This is a genomic window from Desulfobulbus elongatus DSM 2908 (genome assembly GCF_000621145.1).
In the GTDB taxonomy this organism is placed as follows: domain Bacteria; phylum Desulfobacterota; class Desulfobulbia; order Desulfobulbales; family Desulfobulbaceae; genus Desulfobulbus; species Desulfobulbus elongatus.
Map to the genome: position 1 here is coordinate 94,275 of NZ_JHZB01000011.1, position 24,290 is coordinate 118,564.

At 60.1% G+C, this 24,290-nt stretch carries 19 protein-coding genes and 1 pseudogene; 4 read left to right on the plus strand and 16 right to left on the minus strand.

Features of this window, described 5'->3' with window-relative positions; genetic code table 11:
- Window positions 1–9: 9 nt before the first annotated feature.
- Entirely contained in the window at window positions 10–483 is a 474-nt protein-coding gene (locus Q362_RS19765; RefSeq protein ID WP_084312447.1) for a response regulator, read from the plus strand.
- A gap of 62 nt (window positions 484–545) precedes the next feature.
- Here Q362_RS19765 and Q362_RS19770 read toward each other — a convergent pair whose 3' ends face one another.
- The 13 genes from Q362_RS19770 to Q362_RS0108060 all read right to left on the minus strand — a co-directional run bounded on the left by Q362_RS19770 (window position 546) and on the right by Q362_RS0108060 (window position 16,080).
- Window positions 546–2,186, minus strand: coding sequence for a sensor histidine kinase (locus tag Q362_RS19770; RefSeq protein ID WP_051553894.1), 1,641 nt, complete (start codon window positions 2,184–2,186; stop codon window positions 546–548).
- Window positions 2,187–2,442: 256 nt separating this feature from the next.
- The gene (locus Q362_RS0108005) at window positions 2,443–5,058 is read right to left on the minus strand and encodes a PEP/pyruvate-binding domain-containing protein (protein WP_028318253.1); all 2,616 of its coding nucleotides are present in this window, start codon (window positions 5,056–5,058) and stop codon (window positions 2,443–2,445) included.
- 201 nt (window positions 5,059–5,259) lie between these two features.
- Window positions 5,260–5,640: a hypothetical protein gene (locus tag Q362_RS0108010; RefSeq protein ID WP_028318254.1), complete on the minus strand. Its 381-nt coding sequence runs from the start codon at window positions 5,638–5,640 to the stop codon at window positions 5,260–5,262.
- Window positions 5,641–5,710: 70 nt separating this feature from the next.
- Window positions 5,711–8,323, minus strand: a complete 2,613-nt coding sequence (locus Q362_RS0108015) for a PEP/pyruvate-binding domain-containing protein (protein WP_028318255.1) — start codon at window positions 8,321–8,323, stop codon at window positions 5,711–5,713.
- Between the two features lie 46 nt (window positions 8,324–8,369).
- Entirely contained in the window at window positions 8,370–8,786 is a 417-nt protein-coding gene (locus Q362_RS0108020) for a response regulator (RefSeq protein ID WP_028318256.1), read from the minus strand.
- Window positions 8,787–8,795: 9 nt separating this feature from the next.
- Window positions 8,796–10,586 carry a sensor histidine kinase gene (locus tag Q362_RS0108025; RefSeq protein ID WP_028318257.1) on the minus strand — a complete coding sequence of 597 codons (1,791 nt, stop codon included), beginning with the start codon at window positions 10,584–10,586 and terminating at the stop codon, window positions 8,796–8,798.
- A 119-nt stretch (window positions 10,587–10,705) separates the two neighbouring features.
- A complete protein-coding gene (locus Q362_RS0108030) occupies window positions 10,706–11,089 on the minus strand; it encodes a response regulator (RefSeq protein WP_028318258.1) in 384 nt (127 codons plus the stop codon).
- A 9-nt stretch (window positions 11,090–11,098) separates the two neighbouring features.
- Entirely contained in the window at window positions 11,099–12,790 is a 1,692-nt protein-coding gene (locus Q362_RS0108035; RefSeq protein WP_028318259.1) for a sensor histidine kinase, read from the minus strand.
- 162 nt (window positions 12,791–12,952) lie between these two features.
- A complete protein-coding gene (locus Q362_RS0108040) occupies window positions 12,953–13,774 on the minus strand; it encodes a hypothetical protein (RefSeq protein ID WP_028318260.1) in 822 nt (273 codons plus the stop codon).
- On the minus strand, window positions 13,771–13,992 hold the full coding sequence (locus tag Q362_RS0108045; protein WP_028318261.1) for a hypothetical protein: 222 nt from the start codon (window positions 13,990–13,992) through the stop codon (window positions 13,771–13,773). The genes Q362_RS0108040 and Q362_RS0108045 overlap by 4 nt, the downstream gene beginning before the upstream one ends.
- A gap of 64 nt (window positions 13,993–14,056) precedes the next feature.
- A complete protein-coding gene (locus tag Q362_RS0108050) occupies window positions 14,057–14,674 on the minus strand; it encodes a DUF4881 domain-containing protein (protein ID WP_028318262.1) in 618 nt (205 codons plus the stop codon).
- A 29-nt stretch (window positions 14,675–14,703) separates the two neighbouring features.
- Window positions 14,704–15,759 carry a sulfite exporter TauE/SafE family protein gene (locus Q362_RS0108055; RefSeq protein WP_028318263.1) on the minus strand — a complete coding sequence of 352 codons (1,056 nt, stop codon included), beginning with the start codon at window positions 15,757–15,759 and terminating at the stop codon, window positions 14,704–14,706.
- Between the two features lie 24 nt (window positions 15,760–15,783).
- Window positions 15,784–16,080: a DVU0150 family protein gene (locus Q362_RS0108060; RefSeq protein ID WP_028318264.1), complete on the minus strand. Its 297-nt coding sequence runs from the start codon at window positions 16,078–16,080 to the stop codon at window positions 15,784–15,786.
- Between the two features lie 337 nt (window positions 16,081–16,417).
- On the opposite strand from Q362_RS0108060, the gene Q362_RS0108065 reads away from it, so the two are divergent.
- A complete protein-coding gene (locus Q362_RS0108065; RefSeq protein WP_028318265.1) occupies window positions 16,418–18,967 on the plus strand; it encodes a sigma 54-interacting transcriptional regulator in 2,550 nt (849 codons plus the stop codon).
- A gap of 262 nt (window positions 18,968–19,229) precedes the next feature.
- On the opposite strand, the gene Q362_RS23500 is transcribed toward Q362_RS0108065, so the two are convergent.
- Entirely contained in the window at window positions 19,230–20,555 is a 1,326-nt protein-coding gene (locus tag Q362_RS23500) for a rhodanese-like domain-containing protein (RefSeq protein WP_169737384.1), read from the minus strand.
- 167 nt (window positions 20,556–20,722) lie between these two features.
- On the opposite strand from Q362_RS23500, the gene Q362_RS24045 reads away from it, so the two are divergent.
- Both Q362_RS24045 and Q362_RS23505 read left to right on the plus strand, forming a co-directional pair.
- Window positions 20,723–20,938 (plus strand): hypothetical protein, encoded by a 216-nt coding sequence (locus tag Q362_RS24045; protein ID WP_028318267.1) that lies wholly within the window; start codon window positions 20,723–20,725, stop codon window positions 20,936–20,938.
- 219 nt (window positions 20,939–21,157) lie between these two features.
- Complete coding sequence (locus Q362_RS23505) at window positions 21,158–21,301, plus strand: hypothetical protein (protein WP_157469963.1); 144 nt, start codon at window positions 21,158–21,160, stop codon at window positions 21,299–21,301.
- 284 nt (window positions 21,302–21,585) lie between these two features.
- Here the strand turns inward: Q362_RS23505 and Q362_RS22790 are convergent, their stop codons facing one another.
- Complete coding sequence (locus Q362_RS22790) at window positions 21,586–23,964, minus strand: autotransporter outer membrane beta-barrel domain-containing protein (RefSeq protein WP_342670231.1); 2,379 nt, start codon at window positions 23,962–23,964, stop codon at window positions 21,586–21,588.
- 57 nt (window positions 23,965–24,021) lie between these two features.
- A pseudogene (locus tag Q362_RS23510) lies at window positions 24,022–24,290 on the minus strand (hypothetical protein); the annotation flags it as partial.

The window sequence follows — 24,290 nt, forward strand, 5'->3', positions numbered from 1 at the left end:
GGGGAAGGTATGGCCGTAACAGTGCTGCTGATCGACGATGACCGGGAATTCCTCGATATCCTGGCGGAACGGCTGACCATTCGGGGAATGGAGGTGACGAGCGCCGCATCGGGCCGGGCCGCTCTCGATCTCGTCCGCGACGCGCGGTTCAACGTGATCGTGCTCGACCTGCAGATGCCCGAGATGGACGGCTTGCAGGTGCTGGAGCGGCTTGTCGCGCTCGATCCCGCCCAGCGGATCATCCTGTTGACCGGGCATGCCACGGTATCCAGGGGGGTGCATGCCATGAAGTTGGGCGCGGCCGACGTGCTTGAAAAACCGGTGGACATCAGGGAACTGGTGGAGCGAATCAAGACGGTGGCGTCCGCTCCCAGGGGCGTCGGGGCAAACGGCCAGGCCGGTCAGCCCTCCGGCCCTCTGCAAAAAGGCCGCGGCCAAGGCCTGCTCCAGGCCCTGCGCGGTCTGTTCAAAAGCGGCAGGTAAGACTCCGCAACCCTGCCGTCCCCCCTTCTCCCGGCATCCTGGCCGGATTTTCGGGGTGCACGTTATCGCAGCGGCAGTTTGAGGGTGAACGCCGCCCCGCCCTGCGGCCTGTTTTCCACGGTAATGGTCCCGCCGAGCCGGTGGGCGATGTCGCTGCAGATGGAAAGCCCCAGGCCGGTGCCCTTGCCGGCCTCCTTGGTCGTGAAAAAGGGTTCCCAGATCTTCTCCATGACATCCCTGTCGATCCCCGGCCCGTTGTCGGCGATCTGCACGCTGATCTCCTTGGCGCTCCTGGAGGTGACAATGTCGATCACGCCCTCCGGCCCCACGGCGTCGAGCGCGTTTTCGATCAGGTTCAGCAGGGCCTGCTGCACCTGGGCGCCGTCGGTGCGCAGCATGGGCAGCTCCTCGTCGAACTGCAGATTGAGGGTGATGTTGTTCTTGTGGGCCTCGCTTTCGAGGAAGGAGATGGTCTCCCGGATCAGTTCGTTGATCTGGACGTCGTATTCGGCGCTGATCTTCCGGGAGAACCCGAGCAGGCGGTGGGTGATGGTGCCGGCCCGGTTGACGTGCTGCCTGATCTTCCCCACCGATTTCCGGTATTCCTCCAGGTTGGCGACCTGTCCCGGATTCTCTTCCTGCAGCAATTCGTCGATCCAGCCGGCCTGCATCTGGATCAGTTGCAGGGGGTTGTTGATCTCATGGGCGATGCCGGCGGCCAGCCGGCCGATATTCGCCATCTTTTCGATGTGGGCCATCTGCTGGTCCAGGGCGGTCTGCTCCCGGTCTGCCTGCCGGATCCGTTCGACGATGAACCGGCTGATACCGGAGCTGATCACCAGGAACAGGGCGGCGGTCGCCAGCACGCTGAAGGTGATGCGGTCCCGGTATTTGAAGTAGTTGGTCAGGGAATCGGTGATTTTCGTCTTGACCACCAACAGCCACATGTTGCCGTTGAGCCATTTGCTCACATAGAGGTACTCGTCGTCGTCGGCGAGCTCGGTGCCGGCATGGTGGCGCAGCATCCCGATCTCCACCTCGTTCAGCCGGGTGGTCTTTTGCAGGCTCGGCGTCTGGAACTCCCCGTTGGAGTTGAGAATGAAGGCGTCGCCGCCGGCCCCGATCTGGGCGCTGTGCAGCAGCGAATTGAAGATGCCTGAATTGATGGTCGCCCGCAGGACAAAGGTCTTGCGGGGATCGGTCAGGGCGATGACGAAGTGGGGGTAGTCGCGAAAGCCGCTGAACACGTCGCTGACATAGGTGCCGCGGGCCAGCACTTCCTTGAACCAGGGCGAATCCTGGTAATCCTTGCCCGCTATCTTGTCCTGATACGGGCCGACGTAGGCCATCTGCCTGCCGCTGGTGCCGATGAGTTGCAGATCGACGATGTCCCCTGCCTTGTCGCCCCGGTTGACCGCCAGAAAGAGTTTTTCGAGATTTTCCTTCTGTTGCAGCTGATCGAGCTGATAGAGGTTGATCAGGGTCGTGAGGAAGTTGACCTGGCTCTGGAGAAAGGTGTTGATGGCGTCGTTGCGGTGTTCCGCCACCTGCCGGGCGGTCACCTCGATGTTGTTGATCGAGAGCTGCTTGAAGTTGTAGATCGAGCCCAGGGCGATGATGATGATGGGGATGATGCCGCTGACGAAAAAACCCGTGGAGAGCAGCCGTCGCAGGCGGATGTAGTCTTTATATTTTTCTCGCATGTCGTTCGTTGTGGCGGTGCGGTTCTGGAACCCTGTCCGGCAGGGCCCGCCTCGCTTGCGCGACAGAGGCGGGCGCCGGCGCCCTTGCTGGTCGGAGCGGCATTATTTTTTTCTGTTGCGCATCTTGATGCCGATGACCATGCCGATGACGAGGGAGCCGACGATGATGATCAGGAGGATGAGGTTTTGCATGGTGTGCCTCTCTGGGTTGCGGGTGCCGAGGGGTGCCCGGGGGGAGTGAAGAGCGGTCGCCGCGTCACGCCTCGACAGGGGGAGCGGTGAGCTTGTAGTTGCCGGCCACGAAATTTTCCGCCACCCATTCCACGCTCTGTTCCGTGGTCATCAGCATGTCGAGCTGGCGGGTGAAGATCAGCAGCCGGCCCAGGATGTCCATCCGGCTTTCGATATAGGATTTGGGATATTTCTGCAAGCGGGCGTCCACCTTGTCGGCCTTGACGTCGACCTTGAAGCCTTCCCGGTCGAGGATGCGGGAAATGGCCCGGACCCGCCTGTTCTTGCGGATGTCGTCGGCCGCGCCGCCCTTGAAGGTGAAGGTGATGTAGTTCTTGTTGACCGTGTCGCCACAGTAGGCATCGATGACGCTGTAATGGTACCCCACCCGCGAGCTGAAGTTGAGGTATTTGTCGGCGATGATGGCATAGCTGCGGTCGCCGAACCGTTCGCCCACATGGCCCGGCGCCATGGTCTGTTCCCGGAACACCGACAGCAGGCCGGCAAAGTTGACCGGCCGGGGCTCCAGCCCGTGGACCTCCCTGTTGAGCATGCCCCGCAGCAGGGCCAGGAAAGGGGCGGAGACGATCTCGTCGACCTGGACCGCGTTCCACTTCACCATTGCCCCCTCCCTGAGGCCGTTGCCCAGGTCGATCAGGTGGATGTCCATGGGCAGGGGGGCGTCCAGCTTGAGCGACCAGCCGTGGAATTTGGAGGCCAGGTCGCTGATCTGGAACATCTCCTTGTAGGAGTATTCGTGGCAGTAGCGGGCGAGATCGTGCAGGGTGGCGCAGCCCGCCGGGGTGAACTCCGGGGCGTCGGGGTTGACCAGATTGAGCGGGATGACGTTCTTGGCGATCCGTTGCAACTGTTCGTAGACCGGCGTGCCCTTCATGTGGGCCTCTTCTTTCTTCACCGCGGCCAGCAGCTCGGTGACCGTGCCTTCGTAGACCCGGCCGGTATAGGCGTCCACCGTCACCTCCATACCCGGCGGGATCAGTTCCATCACCGGCTGGGCGCAGATGAGCGTCGGTACGTTGAACTCGCGGGCCAGGGCGGCCATGTGGCCGCTGACGCTGCCCGCCTCGACGATGATGGCGCCGCAATGGCGCATGACGATCACGTATTCCGGCGAGGAATGGCGGGCGATCAGCACGCCGCCCTCCGGGAAATCGGCCAGGTCCTCCATGGACCGGACATGGACGGCACTACCCCTGCCCACTCCCTGGGAGGCGATCTCGCCGCTGTCGACGATCAGTCGGTAGCCTTCGAGGGGGGCGGTCTTGAGCAGGCAGAAATTCTTGGGCGACTGGATTTTCAGCGGCCGCGACTGGAGCAGCAGCAGGCGGTCGTCCTGGTCCAGGGCCCATTCCACGTCCTGCGGGCATTTGTAGTGCGCCTCCAGGGCGGCGCCGTACCCGGCCAGGGTCCGGATCTGGTCGTCGGTGAGGCAGGGCGCGCCCTGCAGCGCGGCGTCCACCGGCCGTTCCTCGACGCCGCCCTGCCTGTTCAGCACGAGTTGCACCGGCTTGGTGGCCACGGTTTTGTCCAGCAGGACCAGGTCCGCATCCTTGGTCACCGTGTAGGCATCCGGGGTGACCACCCCGTCCACGGCATAGGGTCCCAGGCCCCAGACGGCGTTGATCAGGATGTGCTCGTCGGTGATGTCGTAGGGATGGCGGGTGTAGAGCACGCCGCTGGCCCTGGAGTCGACCATCTTGAGGCAGGCCACGGCCATGGCCAGGTCCTCGTCGTACACGCCCTTGGAACTGCGGTAGGAGATGGAGCGGGCCGAATACAGGCTGGCGATGATCGATTTGTAGGCCTCGCAGATCTCGGCCCGGGTCACGCCGAGCAGGGTGAGGTACTGGCCGGCATAGGAGATGTCGCCGTCCTCGCCCACCGCGCTGCTGCGCATGGCCAGCAGCACCGATTGGTCATCGCCCCAGAGCTGCTCGCAGGCGGCCAGGATTTCCCGCTCCAGCTCGGGCGGCATCGGCTTGGACCGGACCAGCTCCAGGGTCTCGGCGCTCAGGTTGCTCAGCAGGTCGAATTCGTTGATATAGATCAGGTTTTTCTGCTTGATGATTTCTTCCTTGAGGTCGTTGTAGGCGAAGAAATCGTGGAAGCCCTTGGTGGTGATGGCAAACCCCTCGGGAACCGGGATGTCGAGGCGGTTTTTGATTTCGCCGAGATTGGCGTTCTTGCCGCCGGCCCAGTCGGCATCCGCAAGCAGGATCTGCTCGTAGGGCACGGCCGCCCGCGGCGCGTGCTCGGCCCTGCGCTCCGCCATGATCGCCTTGATCCGGTCGTTGATCCGCTCCAGGGCCGCATACAGTTCCCGATGCTTGCCGCCGGACATGACGTTGAGGCTTTTGACCATCTGGAAGGCGTGGCGGAGGGATTTGTTGACCTGGTTGGTGATGTACGACAGGCCGAAGACCGTCTCGCCCTTGAGTTTTTCGTCCATGTCGGACAGGACGGTGAGCAGTTCGGAATTGGCCACCAGCAGTTCCTTGAACAGGGTGTAGCGGAACCGGAACAGGGCGTTCATCTCCGTGGGATTGCCCGGCTGGTCCGCTCTGTTCCGGCCGCAGATATCCCTGAACAGCTGTCTGAGATTACCGAGAATGGTCGACATGGCCCCTTCCTGCGACGAGTGTCATGCTCTGCGATGGGTCGTGACGGCGCATCCGTCGGAGGAAGCGCTGCCTCCGCCCTGGGGCGCCCTGTTTTTTTTCAACCGATGGCGGCAGCCTGTGCCTGCTGTGGATACACGCCATGCGCTGCCTCCGCCTTCCCCCGTTGTCGTCCGTGGCCGCCATCGGAGCGCCTGCGGAAATCATTGCCCACTGCCGATGGTCAGGCCGGTCCGGGTCTTCCGCACGTAGGTTTCCTTTTCCGCTCCCTTCCAGTAATAGGTCACCCAGGTGCCGTCCAACGTCGCCTTGTGCAGGGCCGCATAGACCGGGGCCGCCTTCTCCTGGAGATATTCCCCGGCCAGATAGGGGTGGACCAGCAATCTGCCGCTCGGCTCCATGATGAAGACGTACGGCGTATAGGCACCGGCGGCGAAATCGGTGGCGGCCTTGCCGCTGTTGATCGCCGCCACCATGTCGTCCACGTTTCGCCTGATCCCGGCCTTGTCCGCCACGGCCGGGCCGGGGGCGGCCAGCAGGATACAACAGGAAACGACGGCCAGCACGTGGACAATCTGTCTCATTGTTCTTTCCCCAATGCAATGCCTCGTTGCCGGCCGGGAACAAGCGGCCTGGCCCTTTTGTTCGAACCGGTCACGGCAGCAGCGAATCGATGTCCCTGGTGAGCTTGTTCATGTAATAGCCGACCAGGGCGCTGTTGCCCATGATCATGTCGAGCTGCCGGGTATGGAGCGTCAGGTAGCCCAGGATCTTGAGGCGGCCGATCATGTATGCCATGTCATGGCCCTCGATGCGGGCGTTCAGGTTGTCGCCGTTGATCGTGGCCCGGAAGCCGTAGCGCTCCAGGATCTCGCGGATGAAATGGATCCGGCCCAGGCACCGTTCGAAATCGGCCGCCCCGCCCTTGAACTTGAAGCCGAGATAGTTCTCGCCGGACCGCTCGCTGACCATGGCCTCCATGGTGGAGAAGTGATAGCCGAGCCGCGAGCTCAGGGTGCAGTAATTCCTGGAGATCATGAAATAGTTGCGGTCGGCGTACTTGGATTTGACCCCGGCCACCAGGGCGGTGTTCATGGTCGAGCGGAACATGATCGAAGTCATGCCCTTGCCGTCCAGGGCCGGCGGCCCGTCCCAGGGGATGGCGGCGAACCCCTCCCAGAAGGCCAGCATCGGGATCGAGGCGATCTCGTCCAGCTTGACGTATTTGCCGTGGATTTCGTGGGTGAAGCCGTCGTCGAGGTTGAGGATCCACCAGTTCATCGGCACCCGGTAATGGAGCTGCTTGCTGGAGCGCTCGGAAAAGCTGTGGTCCTTGCCGAAGTTGAACATCTCGACCACGGATTTTTCGTGGATGAACCGGGTGATGTCGTGGAAGGTCCGGCAGTTCTGCGGCTGGAAATCCCGCGCTTCGGGATCGAGCAGGTGCAGCGGAATGATGTGGCGGCTGACCTCCGCAAGCGATTCGTACACCGGGCTGCCCAGCATCAGCTTGGGCTCGGGACGGGTCCATTCGAGCAGGGGACCGATGTTGCCCAGGTAGACCCGGCCGAGGTCGGCCGCCACGGTGACCGCGTCGCCGTTGTGCATCCGGGCCATGGCGCCCTTGACGCCGAAGATGGCGGGAATGCCGAATTCCCGGGCCACGTTGGCCAGGTGGCCGGCAAAGCCGCCCTGTTCGGACACCACCGCCGCCGCCCTGGCCACCAGCGGCGCCCAGGTGGGCAGGGCCTGGTCCACCACCAGCACGGCCCCTTCGGGAAACTGGAGGATGTCGACCTTCTTGGCCACCTTGAACACCTTGCCGCAGGCCACGCCGGGGCTGGCATTGATGCCGCCCTCGACGATCAGGGAGGCCTCGAACCGTTTGAGATCCAGCTCCGGTCCGGGGAGCACGGCCTCCATCTGCTGCAGGGGGCGCGACTGGAGGATGAAGACATTCCCTTCGACATCGATGGCCCATTCGATATCCTGGGAGGTTTCGTAGTACTGTTCGATGCGGATGGCGTGGTCGGCCAGCTCCCGGATCTGCCGGTCGGTGAGGGAAGGTTTGACGGCGAGATCGTCGTCGGTTTCGGTGCGGATGCAGCCCTCGCCCTCCAGACAGACCACCTGAAACCCTTTTCGCTGCACCTCCCGCCTGAGGATGGTCAGGTCGTCGTCGCGGCAGACCACGAACAGGTCGCAGAGATCGTTGCCGTCGACCACCGCCTTGGGCAGGCCCCAGGTCGAATTGATGTAGATGGCCTCGTCCTTCGAATCAAGCGGGTTGCGGGTGTAGATCACTCCGCCGGCGATGGCGTCGATCATGGCAAGGCAGCCCACGCACATGGCGATATCCTCGTCGCGGAAGCCGCGGCTGAGCTTGTAGGCGATGGCCTGGACGCTGTACTTGGAGGCCATGACCTGTTTGTAATAGTAGAAGAACTGCGAGAAACCGACATTCAACTCGCTTCGGTACTGGCCGGCGAACGAGCTGTTGGCCGCATCCTCGCCAAAGGCGCTGCTCCGCACCGCCATCCTGATTTCCTGGTCCTGGTTGGCCGCCTTCATGGCGGAATAGGCGTCGACCACCGCCAGGTAGATGGCCTCGGGAACCTCGGCGGCCATGATCAGCTGGCGGATCTGGGAGCTGACCAGGTCGAGATTGCGGTCCTCGTCCGAGCCGGCCACCTGGAAGAGCCGGTCGATCTCCCGCTGGAGGCCGTCGGCCTGCATGAACAGTTCGTGGGCGGCGGCGGTGATCGCAAAGCCGGGGGGCACGTTCATCTGCAACCTGTTCTTGATGTCGCCCAGGTTGGCCATCTTGCCGCCGACCAGATCGGTCATGTCGCTGTTGAGCGCCTCCAGGGGGATGACCAGCCGGCGGTCGACGATTTTCTTCCGGGCGCCGAGCAGGGCGTCGATCCGCTTCTGGATGGCGACGAAGCTGTCTTTGAGGGCGGTGTATTTCCCCGGCGCGATGTTCTCCATGTCGTTGATCATCCGGAACACGTTGACCGAGATCGCGGTGCAGTGCGTCTGCACGAACGACATGGAAAACGATTCGTTGCCCTGGAGCGCCCGCTCGATATCGGCCATGCCCTCCAGAATCCTGGTGTTGGCGGCCAGCAGCAGCTTGAAGCTGTGGTAGCGGGACTTGAAGGTGAGCCGCAGGGCGTCCACCTCTTCGGCCTCCAGGCCCGGATCGTGTTCTTCCTGGTTGAGGAAGAAGAACTTTTTGGAGAATGCGGCCAGTTTTTTCAGCATGAATCGCCTGTATCGGCAGCGGCGGCGAATCGCCCGGAGCGGGGGGTCACTGTCCCGCCTCCCGTTGCTGCTTCTCGTTGAGTTTCTTCCGGGTGTAGGCGTCCTCGATCTTGTAGAGGAGTTCGTCGATGTTGATCGGTTTCATCAGATAGTCGAAGGTGCCCATCTGCATCAGCTCGATGGCGTTGTCGACGCTGGTGTTGCCGGTGAGCATGATCACCTCGATCAGCGGATCGAGCTTCTTGATTTCGATGAAGGTGTCCGAGCCGTGCATCCCCGGCATCTGCTGGTCGAGCACCACCACCTCCGGCGGATCGTTCCTGACCAGCTCGACGGCGGCCTCGCCGCTGGCGGCGGTGAGCACGATAAAGCCCCGCACCGAGAGCTGGCGGGCCGTGGCCTCGCGGAACACATCCTCGTCGTCAACCAGCAATACCTTGAATTCGCGCTGCTTCTTGTCCATATGCTGCGTTCAGTTGTCGTGTTGTTTGATCGTTGTCTTCGCCTGTTCGTTGATGGGGAGCAGGATGGTGAACGAACTGCCCGTCCCCGGAATGCTGTTCACCTTGATGGTGCCGCCCAGGTACTTGACGATGCTCGCCGCGATGCTCAAGCCCAGGCCGGTGCCCCGGCCGCCGCCCTTGGTGGTGAAGAACGGGTTGAAGATCCGTTGCAGGTTCTCGGGCGGAATGCCCTTGCCGGTGTCGGCGATGGTCACCCAGACCGTGTCCTCCCTGAATTCGGAGGTGATGGTGATGGTCCCCTTGTCGGCGATGGCGTCGGAGGCGTTGATCAGGATATTGGCGAACACCTGGCGGAGCGGTTCGGGCTCGGCCAGGATGGGCGGCAGGTCGGCGGCCGGATGGCTGATCACCTCGATATGCTTGGGCTTGAATTCCACCTTCTTCAGCCGGCTCACCACTTCGTCGAGCAGGACGTTGACATCGCATGCCACCACGCTGGGCACGCGGCTCTTGCCCATATCCTGCAATTTGCGGGTGATGCCCTTGGCCCGGTTGGCGGCGGTGTCGATCACCGACAGTTCCTTGTAGATGGCCTCCGGGCTGTGGTCGAGTTCGAATTCCGGGTTGAGCATGTCGCGGATGACGCCGCTGGTGGCCATGATGATCGCCAGGGGATTGTTGATTTCGTGGGCCACGCCGGCGGCCAGCTCGCCGATGGAGGCCAGCTTGGAGGCGTGGGCCAGCATCTCCTGCAACTGCTGCCCCTTTTCGGCCATGCGCCGGGCCCGGTCCACCAGTTTCTTGATGGTGAAATAGATCATGGCCGAGATCAATAAACTGATGACGATCAGGCTGACGGTCAGCACCAGCCTGGCCTTGATCATGCCGGCCTGGGCCACGGCCACCGGCTGCACGGCCAGCAGTGCCCAGGGGGTCTCCTTGAGCCAGGCATAGGCCACCAGCATTTTCTGGTCGTCGCGCTCGAATTCCTCGACGCCGGAGGCGGAGGTCGCCGGGGGGATGTAGTCGCCGGTGCCGGGGAGCTGGCTGCGGCCGGGATCGACCACCTGATACAGGCCCTGGTGGTTGATCAGGGTCGAATCCACCTCCTTGCCCTGGCTGATGGCCCGCAGGAAGATGTAGAACTTGTCCGGGTCGAGGGTGGCGCGCATCACGTAAGTACGGTTGTCGAACACCTGCTTGGTGGCGATGGTGAAATGGGGGATCTTGCGGAATCCCATGTAGATGTCGCTGATCAGGTAGCTCTTGTTCTCCGTGAGCAGGTTCCGGTACCAGGATTCCCCGCTGTAATCCGCGCTCCGCAGCGAGGGAAAGGGGCCGGCATAGCCGATCTGGACGCCCCGGGTATCGAAAAAGCCGACGTCGACGAAACCGTCGTTGAAGTGTTTCAGGCTGGCCAGCAGGGTGTCCATCTGCTCCTGGGTGGGATTGAGGGAGAATTCCTTGCTGTGGAACAGGTTGTAGAGGTTGACCACCCGCTCCTGGAGATACAGGTCGATGGTGTTTTTCTGGCTTTCCGCCACCGCCGCCAGGTTGAGCTTGGCGCTTTCCTTGAGGGTATGGGTGAACTGGAAGTGAAAATAGGCGGAGAGCAGGGCGTTGGGCAGGAGGAAGCCCAGCACCAGGCCCAGAATCAGCCGGGTCTGGAGCTGCTTGAAGTGGAGCCTGATCTGCTGCAGGTTGGCCTGGCTGTCGGCGGGGTCGTAGACATGTTCGGCGGTGGCCCGTTTATGAGGCGGTATATCGTCGAGCAGATGACTGGTATCCCAGACTCTCATAGCGTGTTCTCTGCCTTGCGGTCACAAAGCGATGCCGTCCGTTGCGCGCCGGACCGCGGTCATTCGCCGCGCGATTCCGGCCTCTTCGGGGATTTGACGCCGTCGCGCACGCACGGGTGTCAGTGGATCAGGCCGCGCTTCTTGTTGTAGGCTTGGCCGATGGTGTCGAGCAGCTCGTTGAGCGGCGCCGGTTTCATGACGTAGTCGAAGGCGCCGAGCTGCATCCCCTTGAGGCCGAATTCCACCGAGGCGTGGCCGGTCAGCATGATGACCTCGATTTCCGGCTTGAGTTTCTTGATGTGCCGCAGGGTCTCAATGCCGTCCATGTCCGGCATCTTGACGTCCAGGACAATGACGTCGAAATCCTTGTCCTTGAGGATTTCCAGGGCCCTGACGCCGCTGGCGGCGCCTTCCGCCTGGATTTTCCTCGCATTCAGCCGCTTGACGATGGTTTCCCGGAAATCGTCCTCGTCGTCAACAATCAACACCCGCAATGTATCCATCGTGTTCCTTCAGTGTTTGGGCAGGAGAATGGTGAACACCGTTCCCGTGCCTACCTTGCTTTGGACTTTCAGTTTGCCGCCCAGTTTTTCGATGATGCTGTACGATATCGACAGGCCGAGGCCGGTTCCCTTGCCGACCTCCTTGGTGGTGAAGAACGGATCGAAAATCTTGTCCAGATCGTTTTCGGCAATGCCCTTGCCGGTGTCGGCGACGTCGATTTCCACCTCGTCGGTCTTGTCGTGGTAGCGGGTGGACACCGTGACCGTGCCGTCGTGGCCGATGGCGTCGATGGCGTTGTTGAGCAGGTTGAGCACCACCTGCTGGATCTGGGAGAGGTCGCTGGTGATCACCGGCACGTTGTCGGCATACTCCTTGACGATGCGGATGTTGACGTAGCGGGCCTCGTTTTCGAGAAAGCCGGTGGTTTCGTCGAGCAGGGTGTTGACGTCGATCTTTTCCTTGGCCGGTTCCATCCGGCGGGCGAAGCCGAGCAGGTTGTGGATGATCTTCCGCGCCCGTCCGACATGCTGCTCGATCTTGTCGACCGATTCGTCGAACTCGGCGAAATTCTTGCTGCCGGCGATGTCCTCCTCGGCCAGGAGATCCTTGAGCCAGCCGGCCTTTTCGGCGATGGCGGCCAGCGGATTGTTGACCTCGTGGGCGATGCCGGCCGCCATTTTGGAGAGGGCGATCATCTTGTTGGCCTGGAGGAGCATGTCTGAATTGGCGGCGTTCTCCCGGTCGGTCTCCTTGATCCTGTTGATCAGGGTATTGGTGAACAGGGCCGCTCCGGTGGCGATGATCGCCAGGCCGGCCGCCGTGAAGAGCAGCATCCAGTGCTGGCCTTGCACCAGCGGCGAGAGGATTTCATCCGGATTCTCCTTGATGACCAGAATCCACTTGGTGTTGTGGATGGGAACGGCAGCGAAGAAGGCGTCCATGCCGCTGTAGGTCACCCGCTCCAGTTTGCTGGCCACGATCGAACTGTAATCGGGATAGGGATGGGACTTGAGCGAATCAGACGTATATTCCGGAAACGCCGGCACCTCAAGGAAATTGCCGCCGAACCGGGGCCGGGTCTGCAGGACGTTTTTCCGGTTGACGATGAAGGCGTCGCTCAGGGTGCCGGTCCAGGCTTTCTGGATGATATCGTCGATATTCTTCAGATTGATGGTCACCCTGAGAATCCAGGAGGCGCTTCTCTCGCGGACCATGATCGCAATGATGAAGTGCGGCGCCTTGCGGAAGCCCATGAAGATATCGCTGATATAGATCCCGTTGGCCTTGACCTCGTTGAACCAGAATTCGTTCTTGTAGTTGACCTGCTTGAGCAGTTCGTAATAGGGCCCGACATAGGAGAGATGATGGCCCTCGCTGTCGATGATGCCGATGTCCATGTAGGAATCGGACTTGGCATGCATGATCTCGAATATCTTGTTGAGATAGTCCTCGTCGGTCAACTGCTGAAAGGTGTTGGTGTTGGCGATGGTGAAGAGTTGGGCGATGCGCTCGCTGAAAAAGAGGTCGATGGCATCCCGCCGGTTCTCGGCCGAGTTGCGCAGGTTTTCCATGACCTTTTCGGTATAGATCCTGTCGAACAGCTTGTAGAGGGAGAAGTTGACGAACAGCAGCGGGATAACGGAAAAGCCGATGATGGCCAGGCAGTGCTGCCACCAGAGCTTGCGATAATTTCGTTCCATGGCTGTACTATTGTATCGGCTGTCCGCCCGGGAGGCGGGAAAGGGGAGCGGCACCCGTGGCGTCCGTTCATGTCCCTTTCGATGGCATCATTTGTTATCCGCCTGTAATCACTACAAAGCATGCCGGAGGTTGTCAACGACTTTTCCAGGGAGGCAACGGGCTCACGTTGGCGGGTTCTCCGTTGTTTCGGGGAAGGCGCAGGCCACGTCGCCCAGGCGGACAAGCTCGGAGGGGGCGACCATCATGAGAACCTCGCCGTTGTCGCAGCGCGCGATCCGCGCCGTGCAGAGGGGTTCGCCGGTGGAGCGGTACACGGCACCTTCCATGCCGGGGCGCAGGAGGTCGCCGCAGGGGAGTTCGCAGGTGATTTCCGTGCCCTGGTCCGTCCGCCGCAGTTTATAGATCTCGCCGCAGTGATGGGACTTGAGGTGCCATGCCCACAACCTGCCGAAGAGAAAATTCGCGGCACCGGCAAGCAGGCCGCCGACCGCCAGGCTCACGGCGAACAGGTACGGACTGCGTCCGGTCTTCCGGGTGAGGAAGGAGGCGGAATGGGCATGCAAGGTGGCCTCATCGGGCCAGATCCGCACGGTGAAGACCAGGCTCGGATTCTGTTTCTCGCCGAACCGGTCCTTGACGGCGATGACGAAATCGCCCTGCCGGGCGTCGGGAGCCACCACGATGAGGCCGCGCCACATGCTGCCGCCGAGCCAGTATCCTGAAAACACGATTTCGGGCAGAAGCCGGACCGAACCGTCCTTGGGTTCGCCGTCGATGACAAAGTCCTTGATCGCCTCGGTCCGCGGCGGCATGGGGCCGCTGATCTGGTATCGGCTGTCCGGAAGCAGTTCGATGACCCCCCGCGAGCCGCCGAAGCCGCCGACCAGGGCGTCGGCCAGGGACAGCAGCGCCCCGACCAGGCACACCATGGCCAGGATGCCGGTGCGTTTTTGCCAGAGAACGTACCGGGCGCCGGCGATCATATCAGGGCGGGGCGGCGTTTGCCGAGCACGCGTTTGCCGATGAAGCCGAGGAGCAGGGTGGGAATGAGCAGGGCGAAGAGGGTCTTGAAAAAGGTGGGAGTGAAATCGTCGGGGTAGAGCGAAGCCCGATACATGGCGACGGCCAGGGCGGCGAGCACCAGGATATTGACGCCGAGCACCAGCAGCTTGTGCAGCAGAAAGAATCTGTATTCCGACATGGCCTGCCTCTTGTGGGATACCGCGGGCGGAACGCGCTCCGCCCGCGGATAGTGGTGAACGGTGTTATCTCTTGTAGATATCGGTCTTGGAGATGTTCATGAAGCGCAGGGCCTGACCGGGCGTTCTGTAGGTCAGCCGCACCTCGTCGCCGGCATCCCACGTGCTTTCCGGATAGCTGAGATATTCGTCCGGAATCGAGAAGGTGCACAGCATTCTCTGGCGGTTGGAATAGATGGTCACCGCCTTCTTCTCCCGATCGATGACCGGGAATTTCTTGGCCTTCTTGGCCTCGCTGTCATAGACCAGCGGGTGTTCTCGGTTGATGGACTGCTGCAGATCGAGGATGGTGATCGGTATATCCACCATTTTCTGGGTCTTGGTGTCGAAGATGACGATGATCTTCTTCTCGGTGTCCAGTTTCATCCGCTGACCCGGTTTCGGCTCGGGCCCGGTTTCCGCCGGGTCGGTCGGCAGCTTGAAGGCCGACGGCGGCAGGACGTCGTACACCGGTTTCTGGGGATCCATGGCGCTGTCATGGATCAGGGTCACTTCCCTGGTGTCCTTGTTGAAGGCGATGGTCCGTCCCTGTTCGACCTTCGGGTAATCTTCCTTGTTGCATCCCGCGAGGGGGAAGATCAAAGAGGCGGCGGCAAGCGACAGCAATATGTGTGTCCATTTCATAAGTAGGTTCTCCTTGTCCAATCGTGCGGTTAAGCGCTCAGCTGCTTGCGGCGCAATTCTTCCTTCACCCCCGCAACCATCCGGACGAAGATGTACAGCGACATCAGGCTGACCAGGCTGAGAACCAGCACGGTGGAGGCGTTGTCAAGAAGCTTGCCGTAACTGGGCAGCCAGGGCTTGACCAGTTTGAGCAGGATGGAGAGCGCGCAGCCGATGACCGCGAGGCCGAAGGCGATGCGGATGCCGTAGCCCTTGATGTACTTGGTGGCCACTGCGCCCACCTGGGCGCCCATGGCGGCGCCGATCAGCATGATCATGGCGGCGACCAGCTCGGTACGGCCCTTGTAGGTGTAGGTGAGGGCACCGTACAGACCGGAGATGGCAACCTCGAACAGGTCGGTGCCGACGGCGACGTGGGTCGGGCAGCCGACCATGTAGATCAGGGCGGGCATGCGGATCAGGCCGCCGCCGATGCCGAGGATACCGGCCAGCCAGCCGGTCAGGAAGCTGACGAAAATGGGCAGCCAGGCTGAGCAGTAAATGCCCGCTTCCTTGAAATGGATCATCGGCGGGATCTTGATTTTATGCAGGGTCTTGTGCCACTCGACGCCGGTGGCGCCGGCTTCCAGCTTTTCGCCCTTGGCGGCGGCGGCCCGTTCCTTGGCCCGTCGCTTGGCGACATCGTGGAAGACCATCCAGGCGATCATGGCGAGCAGGGCGATGTACAGCCAGCGGACAACCTTCTCCACCGAGCCGATCCGCTCAAGCCACATGACCATCTGGGCACCGACCTCGAACCCGATGACCGTGCCCGCCAGCATGATGAGGCCGAGTTTGTAGTCGACATTGCCGAATTTACCGTGCCGCATGGTGGAAATCAAGGATTTGCCGGCCATGTGGGCGATGTCCGTGCCGATGGCGAAGGCCATGGGGAAGCCGAGGATGTTCAGGCCGGGGGTGACCATCCAGGCACCGCCCATGCCGAAGAAACCACCGATGATGCCGACGCCGACGCCGAGAATGATCAGGCCGGGCCAGAAAATTTTAACGCCCGCAATGGGCATGAGGATATAAAGCCAGTCCATGAGTCGCTCCCTTTCTGTGATGGATTAATGTTCCGCCAGTTCGCGGGATTTCAGATCGATGCCGATCCATCCCATGACAATGTCCGCCAGGATGCCGAAGAGAACACCGGTGACCGGAATGATGATAATGGTCAGGATGGCGAACTGCATGTGGCTTTCATTGTACATGTTGGCCCACCATGCCATGACGCCGTCCAGCTTGCGGGTATCCGCCACAATGACGATGGGCGCACCGCCGCCACCCGCCGCCAGGGACAGGCTTGGCGCGAACAGGATCAGGCCCAGGACCGTCCACCATAACCGCTGCAAACGTTGTTTCATTGTCTTCCTCCTTGTTGTTCATTGTAGGGGTGCGTGGATGCTTCGCTACATGCTTCCGGTTGTATTTGAACCGGGTGACTCTGGAATGAGATCTGAGCGCAACAGAGGGGGAGTCTGGGCGCTCAGATCGGCCGGCTACACACAACGGGGGAGAGCAGCTCCCGGAGAGTGCACAAGCTGTCAGGCATTAACCAAAAGGCATGCCATTTATAGCGCATAAAATTAATCTTTTTGATTCGGCATGTTGTGGTGATGCGTTGCGCATTTGCGCTTTTTGTGCTAAAAAAGGAACAGCGTTGCGTTGTTGAGCGCAAAGATATCGCAAGGAGAAAAGCGTATGCGCTATTCCCATCCGCCCCTGCTGGAGCCCATCATTCAGGTCGAGGGATCGATTCTTGCCTGGAGCGTCGGCAAGTTTCTGGTCTTGATCGGCACGTTGTTGATGAGCGTGATCCTGACGGCCATAGTGGTGCTCACCTATCAGATTGTTGCCGAGTATCTGGATCAGGCCTATTCCCGGAACGCGCAGATCCGCGCGTTGGCCCAGGCCCATGAAATGAATCAGTTATTGATAGCCGCCAGCTACGAGCTGGATTTCCTGACGAGGATGCCGCTCACTCCGGAGGCGATGATACATCACTGGGAAGACACGGCTCCGCAGGAACGAAACCGTTATCGGGAAATCGCTTTTCAGGGTTTGGCAGCGGACGAGCGTTTCGTGTTGCTGAATACCGGAGCGGAGGTCGTCAATGTACCCATCGATCAGGCCATGGGCGGCCGGTTCGGTATTTTTTCCAGCCAGGACCAAATGATGGGAAAACCGCCGGGACACATGCAGATCGGCGATCCCATCGAAGTGGTCTATCCCTCGGTTCTCGCCCGGGGGGCCATGAACGCGCTCAATATTTACGTCATCCGGCTGACCGCGCCCGTGTACGGCGACAACAATCAGTATAAAGGGCAATTGACCCTCTCAGTCGATCTCATGAGTTTGCGCGATATCGTTTCCCTCCATACGTCCAAGCATTCCCCACTTTTTCTGCATCCCCAGGAAAGCGAACAGAAAAAGACCTTTTTCTTCGACGCGTCCGGTTGGCTGCTGTTTCAGTCCGAATCGCCCGATCATTCCCGGGGAGAACTTTCCGTCGATCAATTGCGCATGGGCCTGCCCGGTGATGTCGGTCGGCCCGGATTCACCACCGCCTTCCGTCCCGGCTCGGTCCATGACCGGTATTGGGCCATGGTGGCCGACATTCAGGCCGGAAAATCAGGGCAGTTGCTTGTTTCCAGACCGTTTTTGACCCCCTCTTCGAATGACCGGACCCTGTATCTCAGCTATGTTCCGGTCGTGTTTTCCGAGAGTCCGGATTCCCAGCGCATTATCGGTGGCATCGGCTGTGTCGATGCCAGCTTTGTCTTCATGGCCTCGACATACAGAATTGCCGGCACCTTGGCAGTCTGCCTGCTTGTCGCCGTGATCCTCGTCTTCATCGCCATGTACTTCATCGGTCACTGCTTCCACCGCCAGTTGGAACGATTGCGCGAGGCGGTCGAACTGCGGGTGGGCAGTGACGAGGCCCCGCCTTTGGCCCTGGAACCGCTTTTTGTCGAAATCAACCTGTTCCAGCGATCGATCAATATCCTGCTGACCCAATTGCGCATTGCGCGAAGCGATTCGCTGTTGCACGAAGGGTTCATGGAAGGGGATCGGGCGCGCCAACCCGTGGATTTGGACAAGGAGATCCGCATGAATCCCCTGCTCGATTCCCGGTTGCTGGCCTTGCCGTTGTACGGGATCATCGGCGGCAGCAGGGCGGTCAACAATTTACGGCAGCAGATCCACAAGGCCTCGCGGGTGCTGGCCGATGTGCTGATTGTCGGCGAGACCGGCACGGGCAAGGAGCTGGCGGCCGAGGCCATCCACGGGGTCAGCCACCGGTCGCAGGGGCCTTTCATTTCCATCAACTGCGGCGCGCTGGACGAGAACCTGCTGATGGATGCGCTCTTCGGCCACGTCAAGGGTGCGTTTTCCGAGGCGCATTCGGACCGCAAGGGGGCCTTTGTGGCGGCATCGGGCGGAACCCTGCACCTTGACGAGATCGGCAACGCCTCGCCCAGGGTGCAGCAGGTGCTGTTGCGCGCCTTGTCCGTCCGGCGTACCCGCCCGCTCGGTTCCGACCAGGACGTGGCCTTCGATGTCCGCATCGTCGCCGCCACGAATGTCGATCTCATGCAACTCGCCGCTTCCGGTTCGTTTCGGGAGGATCTCTATTATCGACTGGCGGTCATCACGATCAACACCCCGCCCCTGCGCGAACGGCGGGAGGATATTCCGGTTCTGGTCAAGGCCTTCCTGGAGGAAAACGCGATGGTGTCCGGTTTGCCGCCCCAGCAGATCAGCCGCGGCGCCCTGGAAAAGCTGATGCAGTATGACTGGCCCGGCAATATCAGGGAATTGCGCAACTGCATCACCCGTTCCCTGGCCTTTGCCGAGGGCAACCTGCTGCTTGCCGATCATATCCTTTTCGACGAACGAAGTGCTGATGGCGCCGGCGAAACGAATGCTCCCTTGGAAGCTGAACCGGTGCTTCCCGCCTTGCCGCAGCCCATCTCGCCGATCACTCCGCCCGGGGCGCCACCGGAGGGATACCTGGCCGATTTCCGGGATTCGGATGGCCTGAGCATGATGCTCAATCCCCGCCAGCGCAGGGCGTGGACTACGATCACCCGAAACGGCGTGGTCACCCGCAGCGAATATCAGGCAGCGGTGGGCGAGATGATTTCGGTGCGCACCGCTCAATACGATTTGCGCGATCTGGTCGCCAAGGGCTTGCTGAAAAAATCCGGCAGAGGTCCTTCGTCGCGGTATATGGTCGTCTCGTCGTGAGCGTGCAAGAGCGGGAGGCTCTGCCCCGATGTCTGAAGAAGAGGCAGAAGTGGGAATGGTCGTCGGGCGTTTCTCCTGAACCACCAGCTCGACCGATGTCGTGCGGGTGCCGCTGTCCGACATGGTCGGACTGATCGGGTTGCTCGGCCCGCTGGAGCTACCCTGCTTTCGTTCCCGGAAAAACGAAAGGGGACCGTCCGTTTCGGACCAGTCCCCTCGCGACCGGGCATGGCTCCTGCCGCTGGTCAGGCGACAGCTTTCGTCACGGCCTGATGATCTCGCAGTCGCATTCGGCGTCCTGGATGTTGAGCAATAGAAATTTTGCGTTATACCCGGCGTTTATCAGCTCGTTGTACGCCATGTCGGCACGGGCGCCGGTGGAGCAGTGGACGTAGATTTTCTTGTCCTTGGGCAGTTCGTTCATCCGGGCCGGGATTTCGTCCAAGGGGATGTTGACGGTGTTCCTGAAGATGCCGAGTTCCGCCACTTCCTCCTTGGTGCGGGCATCGATGACGACCACATCCTTATCCTCGCCGGAAACCGCCTTGCGGAAGTCGGCCACCGACACCTCGCCCTTGCCGAGTTTTCGCACCCATTTGATCTCGGTGGCAAAAATCGGCCCCTTCTCGATTGCGCCTCCGGATTTGACCCAGCCCTCGTAGCCGCCTTCGACCAGGGTGACCGAACTGAAGCCGTCTCCGCGGAGTTCCTTCACCACCTCGAACACTTCCCGGTCGCCGTAGAGGACCAGAGGGGCATTGCGGGCCACGTCGCCCAGCTTGTCCTCGAGCGATTCGTAGGGCACGCTGTAGGCCCCCTTGATCCGGCCGGCAAGCGCCTTCTGGCTCGGACGGAGGTCGATCACCACCACGTTGCCGTTGAGGATGAAGTCCTTGGTGGAATAGGTGGGCAAGAGGGCCGTGGTCCATTCCGGCTCGCCTTCGTTGTACACCCGGATATTGGTGTAGCCCAGTTTTTTGGCGATGGCCGCCGACGCCGGCGACAAGGGGCAGGTGATGCCGCCGCAATAGAAAACCAGCGGTGTGTTTTTGTCTTTGGGAAGAGCCGCCGCCTGCCGCTCCTCGAGCTTGGGCAAGGGCAGGGAGATGGCGCCGGGCAGATGTGCCTGGTCGTAGCGGGCCTTGGGCCTGGAATCGTACACCATCAAGGCGGCATTATCCTTGATGAGTTGCGCCAGCTCCGCCGTCCTGATCTCGGTGATTCCCTCGGGCAGCTTGGCCAGCTTGAGCTGAACCTCGGTGGCGTAGGCGTCCTTGTCACCGCGCATCTCATAGAAGACCTTGGCCGCGCGCCCCTTGGCGACACTGCTCATGCCTTTGGTCTTGCCATCGAACTTGACCATCATCACCTTGGCGGCATCGCCCTTGCCGACAACGATTGATATGGATTTGGCCCGTTCCGAGACGGAGGTGATTTCGCCTTCATACACAAGCTGCCCGGATTCCTGCACCGATTCCCTGGCCGGTAGACCCTGGGCTTCCTCAGCTTTTTTGGTTGCAGCGCAACCGCCGACCAAGAGTGCCGACATCAGGCAGAGCGGCAGCAGATGGAAAAAAGTTCTGTTCACGGCTGTCCTCCTTGAACGTGGAATTGCAGGGGCAGAGCCTGCCCTTGGATGAAATGGGAATGATTCTTCCCGGTAGAAGGCAATCAATACCAAACGGTTGTGCGGCAGACAATAATAATTGACCCTTATAGGGAAAAAAGAAATGACGAAAAACAGCCAAGCATGGCATGAACCCTGACGAATTCGAAAATGGCAGCAAGCCTCTGCTCGATGACGACGAGGACGTCGATTTCCTGCTCGTCCAGAGCATGGCCAAGAAGAACGGGCGTCGGCCGTGGGCAGGATGCCTTGGCGTGTCGATGCTTGCAGGCCAGTCCATTCTTGGCCACAACCCACTGTCAACAAGCGGAAAGGGCCACTCCCCATTGCTGACTCTCGGGTAACCGGGACGGCAAAAAACCGACAGGCCTTCGGGTAACGCTCCGTGCGCAAGGATTGGTTATACCCTCTATCTCAACTCCCTCGTGATAATCTCAGTGAATCCACCATGTTGTCCCTGGAACTGCTCATCGTCATCCTTCAACCGGTTTTTCCTGGATGACGCTCGGTGACGGTGAGAACCAAGTCGTCCGTCGGAGTGCTGAACGTTTTGGGCTGAACTGATGACCGATTTGCATGCGGCGGCTCTGCTCTATCCGGTCGACCTGCGGTGTTTTTCGCCCTGGATGCGATGGCTGCCCGCGTTGCGGAACCGGATCGTGCCCGGCATCGGTTCGACTGTGCCGGGCACCTGCCCGCCATTCTGAAACGACTGATCGCCGCCGGTGTCATCGTTCAATGGCTGGACTGGCGGGCCTGCCGCGGCGACTCATCTTTAACTCCCTCCGTTCCGATGACTCCTGGCGGCGGTCTGATCGGTGCCATTTCCAATCACCACCTCGCCCTGTCCTCGTTCTCCGGTGAGAAACCGGCGAAGAAGGCTGCCAGAGAGCCAAAACCTCCTCGCAAACGAGGTCGTTTCGCCACGGGCGAACAACGGGGACAGCGACCTTGAAGCGACTGGATCGCCAAATGCACCATGCTGCTTTATTTAAAACTTGACGACAAGAGTCGCCCTGATGCCTTGGTCGTTGATATCGGAGGAAAACTGCCCATTGTAGGCAAAATTGACAGTGGCATTTTCGGTGAGGTCATGGGCAAGTCCGAACTCTCCGACAATTGCATTACGAATAACGGAGACCCCTTCAATGGTAAAGTCATCTCCACTTGCAAAAGCATAGTCTCCGGTCGGAATGTTATCGCCAAATCCATGACGCCAACCCAGAGAGCCATTCGGTTTCAGAAGCTTGCCGCCAATACTGACCTGCTTTTCCGCGCGAAATCCAAAGGTGGTGTACACCACATCCTGGCTCGACGAAGCGACCTGTAGGGAGGACTCGCCACCGTGTTCCGTAAAACCATCGGTATTCAAATTCACATAGGCAAGGTTGAGAAAAGGTGCAACCAAGCCGGTCTTTGTTTTGTAATGATAGCTGATCTCACCAAACAGTTGTGCAGTATCCGCATCGTAATCGGCTTGGAGATCATCTCGAAAGCCACTGAATTGCACGGTCCGGTCTGTATCGATTTGATGCCGACTGTAGGCGGCACCAAGCACGAGATCCAACCCTCCAAGTTGTTTCAATGCATACGTTCCAACGTGGTAACTGTCTGCAGATCCGGACGAAGAACGGGAGTCGACATCAAAATCGGTATTGCTATAGCCGATCGCCAAGCCGACTTGCCATGAGGAACCAAGCATGACATCAGCCCCGGCGACGACGCCTCCAATGGAACGATCGAGCGACGCCACATTGCTATCTCCAGCCCAGTCTCCCCATGATCCGAAGGGAGCGCCCCATACCACATACCGCTCACTCTGATCGGTCACCCCATCTTGATCGCTTGTCTTTGCCGATGGGGTGAAATGAGTATGGGAAAAAAGTGCCTCCCGGATAAAGCGGCTATCATCGAGGAGCATACTATTCGTTGAGGCGTACATCTCCCCTGAAAGTTGGTCAAAAGCGTTGCGAGCGCCGCTGACGCTCAATGGCAGGATAGCCCTGTACAACGCACCGGCCGTCCCCTGCGCTTCAACGACATCGGCGACGGCTCTTTGGTTTTGTGTCCGGGCAATACTTGAAAAATCAGCGTTGTTGCGCAACAATCCGAGGTACACATTATTGGCGTCGTAGCGCAATTCCACATCGAGAAAAGCAAAACTATCGCTGATGGTGCCGAAGGTGCCGATCACGCCATCTTCGGCGCTGATGATCGTATGAATGGTATAAGGATCGTAGGTGCTGCCATCATCGGTTTTGTTCTCAGGGGTAATGTTGACGGAGGCGCTGCTGCCGATGGTGACAGTTCCTGTCGAGATGAGCCGGTCGCTGTTGCCGGCGGCGTCAACTTCCACCTCATAGGTTGAACCGGAAGCAAGCGTAACGTCTCCCGCATGCAGGACCCCGATGGAATTGCCGGGAGCCAAGGTTCCCCCTGATCCAATCGAAATCGAGCCGATCATGCCCGATCCTTTCAGCTCCCCTCCAGGATGGACCAATACGTCTCCCCCGAGCGTTCCATTGATCGAAAGAACGCCATTGAAGATGTTGGTGCTCCCTGTGAAATTCTCGTTCGCACCCGTCAAGTACAAGTCGCCAGAATAGAGAGAAATTGTACCAGAACCATCGATCGAGGCATCAAGGGTATATGAGACGTCTGTAAAATTGAAATTCAACTGCCCATTGCCAGAACCAAAGTGAACCCGATCCGTATCAAGTATTCCAGCCCCTGTCGCAGTCTGATTTGCGGCGGCTCCAACATTGAGAATACCCGACGAACCCGCACTGTAGGCAATATCGATCTCACCTGTGCTGACCTTGCCACCGTTTGCCACTGTGAGTATACCGCTGCCGTCCACGCCGACGACAAATCTTCCAACTGTAGACCAGACCGACCCCGTGCCGGTTACGACGGCGGTGCCGGATGATCCCGCTTCGTTGCCAATGAATCCTCTGTTCCCTTCTGTCCGTCCGCCATCTGCAATGGTCAACGTCCCTGTTCCAAACCGTCCGACATTGACGTCACTACTGCTTGACCACAGCGATCCTGATCCCGTGACGGTCAAGGTTCCATTGGATCCGACAAGATCTCCCAAAAGGCCCTGAACATCACTTACAGTCGCTCCATCGGAAATCGTGACTGTTCCGGTAGAATCGGTGTTGTGAGCCACAAAAAAATCGCCGGTGTTCACCCATGACGATCCCAAACCTGTGATGGTCGCGGTCCCTTCGGCATTGGCTTCTGTGCCGACGTAACCATCGATATCCCTTAAGGAACCTCCCGATGAGATGGTCAAAATACCCTCACCCTCGTTCCCCACAAAAAAATGGCCGGTATTGATCCAACTGCTTCCCGAGCCACTTATCAGCCCGTTGAAAAAGCCATGTTTCCGGGAGCATGCACTCGGTACGGCACGCCAAGCCGATCAAGACAAACCGGCACCGGTCAAAACATGCCCTGGAGGAATTTTATCCGTAGCGCGAAATCCGGTTACGAGGAGCAATACAAGGCTCCCTACAGGCCAAAACAGACGAACAACCAGGCCGGCCATCTCTCTGGGAGTGCCGTGCCGGTACAGATGACGCATCACCAGACCAAGATTGTAGCCAGCGGCATGCATCAGGTAGCGTTTGGCAACATTGTCCATACCGCGAAGTGTCATGCGGCCCAAGTTGCCGCTGCATTTGAGGAAGG

Bases quoted from the DNA above. Each gene is read 5' to 3' on its own strand.
- Q362_RS0108030 (WP_028318258.1), bottom strand. From the start codon at position 11,089: ATGGATACATTGCGGGTGTTGATTGTTGACGACGAGGACGATTTCCGG.
- Q362_RS0108050 (WP_028318262.1), bottom strand. From the start codon at position 14,674: ATGAAATGGACACACATATTGCTGTCGCTTGCCGCCGCCTCTTTGATC.
- Q362_RS0108020 (WP_028318256.1), bottom strand. From the start codon at position 8,786: ATGGACAAGAAGCAGCGCGAATTCAAGGTATTGCTGGTTGACGACGAG.
- Q362_RS0108035 (WP_028318259.1), bottom strand. From the start codon at position 12,790: ATGGAACGAAATTATCGCAAGCTCTGGTGGCAGCACTGCCTGGCCATC.
- Q362_RS0108065 (WP_028318265.1), top strand. From the start codon at position 16,418: ATGCGCTATTCCCATCCGCCCCTGCTGGAGCCCATCATTCAGGTCGAG.
- Q362_RS0108045 (WP_028318261.1), bottom strand. From the start codon at position 13,992: ATGTCGGAATACAGATTCTTTCTGCTGCACAAGCTGCTGGTGCTCGGC.
- Q362_RS19765 (WP_084312447.1), top strand. From the start codon at position 10: ATGGCCGTAACAGTGCTGCTGATCGACGATGACCGGGAATTCCTCGAT.
- Q362_RS0108005 (WP_028318253.1), bottom strand. From the start codon at position 5,058: ATGTCGACCATTCTCGGTAATCTCAGACAGCTGTTCAGGGATATCTGC.
- Q362_RS0108015 (WP_028318255.1), bottom strand. From the start codon at position 8,323: ATGCTGAAAAAACTGGCCGCATTCTCCAAAAAGTTCTTCTTCCTCAAC.
- Q362_RS23505 (WP_157469963.1), top strand. From the start codon at position 21,158: ATGACCGATTTGCATGCGGCGGCTCTGCTCTATCCGGTCGACCTGCGG.
- Q362_RS0108040 (WP_028318260.1), bottom strand. From the start codon at position 13,774: ATGATCGCCGGCGCCCGGTACGTTCTCTGGCAAAAACGCACCGGCATC.
- Q362_RS0108055 (WP_028318263.1), bottom strand. From the start codon at position 15,759: ATGGACTGGCTTTATATCCTCATGCCCATTGCGGGCGTTAAAATTTTC.
- Q362_RS24045 (WP_028318267.1), top strand. From the start codon at position 20,723: ATGAACCCTGACGAATTCGAAAATGGCAGCAAGCCTCTGCTCGATGAC.
- Q362_RS0108025 (WP_028318257.1), bottom strand. From the start codon at position 10,586: ATGAGAGTCTGGGATACCAGTCATCTGCTCGACGATATACCGCCTCAT.
- Q362_RS19770 (WP_051553894.1), bottom strand. From the start codon at position 2,186: ATGCGAGAAAAATATAAAGACTACATCCGCCTGCGACGGCTGCTCTCC.
- Q362_RS0108060 (WP_028318264.1), bottom strand. From the start codon at position 16,080: ATGAAACAACGTTTGCAGCGGTTATGGTGGACGGTCCTGGGCCTGATC.
- Q362_RS0108010 (WP_028318254.1), bottom strand. From the start codon at position 5,640: ATGAGACAGATTGTCCACGTGCTGGCCGTCGTTTCCTGTTGTATCCTG.